Origin of the sequence: Rahnella perminowiae, assembly GCF_019049755.1 — a bacterium.
GTDB classification, from domain to species: domain Bacteria; phylum Pseudomonadota; class Gammaproteobacteria; order Enterobacterales; family Enterobacteriaceae; genus Rahnella; species Rahnella perminowiae.
In genome coordinates this window covers 1-3,835 of the sequence record NZ_JAFMOS010000297.1, presented here as the reverse complement: position 1 = coordinate 3,835, position 3,835 = coordinate 1, and the positions used below count along the sequence as shown (strand labels likewise).

Annotated in this window: 4 protein-coding genes; 3 read left to right on the top strand and 1 reads right to left on the bottom strand. The window is 51.6% G+C overall.

Annotation, left to right across the window (positions count from 1 at the left end; translation table 11 throughout):
- Positions 1-159: 159 nt before the first annotated feature.
- Positions 160-552, top strand: coding sequence for a DoxX family protein (locus J1785_RS02690; protein WP_129954694.1), 393 nt, complete (start codon positions 160-162; stop codon positions 550-552).
- A gap of 247 nt (positions 553-799) precedes the next feature.
- Positions 800-1,783, top strand: a complete 984-nt coding sequence (locus J1785_RS02685; RefSeq protein ID WP_129954695.1) for a glutathione S-transferase family protein — start codon at positions 800-802, stop codon at positions 1,781-1,783.
- Positions 1,784-1,853: 70 nt separating this feature from the next.
- On the opposite strand, the gene J1785_RS02680 is transcribed toward J1785_RS02685, so the two are convergent.
- Positions 1,854-2,762, bottom strand: a complete 909-nt coding sequence (locus J1785_RS02680) for a LysR family transcriptional regulator (RefSeq protein WP_129954696.1) — start codon at positions 2,760-2,762, stop codon at positions 1,854-1,856.
- 110 nt (positions 2,763-2,872) lie between these two features.
- Between J1785_RS02680 and J1785_RS02675 the strand changes: the two genes are divergently transcribed.
- Positions 2,873-3,577: a pirin family protein gene (locus tag J1785_RS02675; RefSeq protein WP_217138180.1), complete on the top strand. Its 705-nt coding sequence runs from the start codon at positions 2,873-2,875 to the stop codon at positions 3,575-3,577.
- The last annotated feature ends 258 nt before the right edge of the window (positions 3,578-3,835 follow it).

Here is a 3,835-nt window from a genome sequence, read left to right as displayed (position 1 = left end):
ATTTATTTGAATCATTCAGACAGTTTTACTTGCTAACATAACTTATTCATCCGACTTATTATCTCGTCATCAACTGATGCGGTAACGGCAGGAAATATTTTCCGACCGGGCCGGTAACACTTTTAACCCAATTTGGGTATATCACTCTCGGAGTCGAAGATGAACAAGTTACAAGACACTGCTTTGCTGGTTGCGCGTATTTTGATGCCAGTGCTTTTTATCGTTGCAGGCTGGGGCAAAATTAACGGTTACACCGCGACTGCGGGCTATATGACGTCTATGGGCGTGCCAAGCTTCTTCCTGCCACTGACTATCTTGTTAGAGTTTGGCGGTGGTCTGGCCATCTTGTTCGGCTTCTTTACCCGCACCACAGCGCTGATCACGGCAATTTTCACTATCCTGACGGCTCTGATCTTCCACACTGATTTTGCACAGGGCGTGAACCAGATGATGTTTATGAAAAACCTGTCTATCGCTGGAGGATTCTTCGTCCTGTTTGCTTCCGGTCCTGGTGCATTCAGCATCGACCGTCTGATCAAGAAAAACTGGTAATTGCTCCGACACCAGGGAGTGACAGCTCAGCTATAATTAAATAAGACACTATGTCAGACCTGCAGGGCGATGTGATTTATCACCTCGCCCTTTTTTATTACTTATCGGTAAATCTCCCCTAAATCATTCGAGTTGCATCAAGGCGGCAACTGAGCAAATCCCCGGGAGCATACAATAGTATGTGACTGGAGTTTGAGAAGGCAGCCAACGCAGAGGCAGCTCGAAGGATGATGGGGAAGGAGGAAAAATGGGGCAACTAGTCAATGGCGTTTGGCAGGACACCTGGTACGACACCAAGTCAACCGGCGGTCATTTCAAACGTTCAGCAGCGCAGTTTCGCAACTGGATAACGCCTGACGGTGAACCGGGCGAGCATGGCGTTGGCGGCTTTACCGCAGAACGTGACCGTTATCATCTGTATGTTTCACTGGCCTGCCCGTGGGCGCACCGCACCTTACTGATGCGAACCCTCAAAGGACTGGAGGAGATTATTCCGGTATCTGTGGTACATCCGCTGATGCTGGAACACGGCTGGACGTTCGGCACCGATTTTCCGGCAGCCACCGGCGACGATTTGTATCATCTCAATTATGCCTATGAAATCTATCTGCGGGCGCAGAATGATTACACCGGCCGCGTCACAGTGCCGATCCTGTGGGATAAAAAGCAGCAAACCATCGTCAGCAATGAATCCGCTGATATCATCCGCATGTTCAACAGCGCATTTGATGCCGTGGGTGCCAAAGCCGGAGATTACTATCCGCAGGCATTACGCTCAGAGATTGATGAGATCAATGAGTGGGTGTATCCGCAAATTAACAATGGTGTCTATAAGGCGGGTTTTGCAACGTCTCAGGATGCCTACGACGAAGCGGTTGAGGGTGTGTTTAACGCGCTGTCCCGTGCTGAGGAATTGCTGAGCAAGCACCGCTATCTGACCGGCAATCAGCTGACCGAAGCGGATTTGCGTTTGTGGACCACACTGGTGCGTTTTGATCCGGTGTATGTCACTCATTTCAAATGTGACCGCTACCGCATCAGTGATTACCCGAACCTGTATGGTTTTCTGCGTGATATCTACCAGATGCCGGGCATCCGTGAAACGGTGGACTTCGCGCACATTCGTAATCACTACTTCCGCAGCCATGCAACCATCAACCCGTATGGCATTATTTCCACCGGACCGGCGCAGGATTTAGACTCTGAGCACGGCCGCGATACCCGTTTTTAATTTCGCTCTGCTCCTTCCCCTTTCACCAGGGGAAGGTTGGCATCGGGTATGGGTTTACTGAATGAAAACGCTATGACTTCACTTCCCGCGTAGCCAGTAGCTTTGGAATTTCACGCAGGAACCAGGCTTTCGCCTCACCCATGCTGTCGCGACGCCACGCCATGATAATATCGATTTCACGGTTATATTCCGCACTCACCACCCGCAAACGCCCTTCCTCGATATCTTTCTCGACCATCGGATAAGGCATTGTCGCCACCCCTAATCCCGCCAGTAACGCTTTACGCTTCTCTTCAATGGTGCTGACCGTCAGACGCTGCTGTTTATCCAACAACTGAACGGTTAATACCGGACGCTCACGGGCGGTATCCGCCACGGCGATCCCGCGATATTTAACCCGGCTGACTTCCGACAGCGGCTCGGCTTCAAGGTGGATCGGGTGATCCGGCGCGGCCACATAGATACTGGCCAGCTTATACAGTTTACGGCTGTTAATTTCGGTAGAAGATCGGAAATGCATATCCGGCGCGATCACGATATCCGCGCGGCCTTGCTCAAGACGTTCCCACGCCCCGGCGAGCACTTCGGTGATCAGAGAAACCTGCGTATTGGCTTTCAGCGCCAGCTTTTCAATCAGCGGGAACAGTTGCGCGGCCGGCGATAAGGCTTCACAGACAATGGTGATATGGGTTTCCCAACCGCGGGCCAGCGCTTCGGCATCCACCGTTAGCTTGTCTGCAGCTTCCAGCAACACCCGTCCGCGCTCAAGCAACATCCGGCCAACATTGGTGAATTTTGTCCGATGACCTGAACGGTCAAATAACACCACATCCAGTTCTTCTTCCAGTTTCTGCATGGTGTAGCTCAGTGCAGACGGGACGCGGCCCAGCTCATCAGCAGCTGCGGCGAAACTCCCCCTGCGGTCAATCGCATCCATGACCCGTAATGCTTCCAGTGTGAGTGCGCGATCCTTAGCCATTCTTTTCTCTTTCAGGAAATTTGAATATAGCGACCAGATTAACTGGCTAACAATCACACGTCCAGACGCTTACCATTTATACATCGAAATTTTTAAGAGAGGCGACCGCCATGATTACCAGCAGAACGGCAAAAGAGTGCGGTACCGCTGACTTTGGCTGGCTCCAGGCACGGTATACATTCTCCTTTGGCCATTACTTTGACCCCAAACTGATGGGCTATGCGTCTCTGCGCGTCCTGAATCAGGAAGTGCTGGCACCCGGCGCCAGTTTCCAGCCACGCACCTATCCTCGCGTGGATGTGCTGAATCTGGTTTTACAGGGTTCAGCGGAATACCGTGACAGCGAAGGCAACAGTACCGGGGTCAGTGCCGGTGAAGCCGCATTGCTGTCGACGCAGGCGAATGTCAGTTACAGCGAACTGAATACCAGCACCACCCGGCCACTGACACGGATGCAACTGTGGCTGGATGCCTGCCCTGAGCATGAGAATCCGCTGACGCAGAAAATGACGCTGCCGGAGGTCACGCATTTCCTGCTGGCCTCACCGGACGGTGAAAACGGGAGCCTGCAACTGCGGCAAAAGGTGTGGATCCATCATCTGGATTTAGCGGCAGGTGAAAAAATTACGCTGCCGGTACGCGGGCCACGCGCATATTTGCAATCGATTCATGGCCAGGTGGATGCTCTGGGAGCAGCCAGCCGTGAACTGCAAAAACTGGCCTGCGGTGATGGCGCATTTATCCATCAGGAAAACAGCCTGACGGTTTCTGCCTGCACCCCGCTACGGGCGCTACTGATTGATATGCCACTCTGATTCTCCGGCCCTTGTTATAAAAACCACACCGCACAAATTCTTTTGTGCGGTTTTTTGTACACCTGTTTATCAGTTTCCCTCAGGGAAATGATATCCGGTCCTGCTTTTTTCGTCCTGTCATCGTGCAATTTGCGGGATAGACTAACCTTTTACCGTGATTCGATGAGACAGACCACCTATCCTTTCAACTGTCTGAAAAACAAATAAATAACCTCAAAACAGTCAGCTATTAAAAGTCATGAATGATCATTAATATTG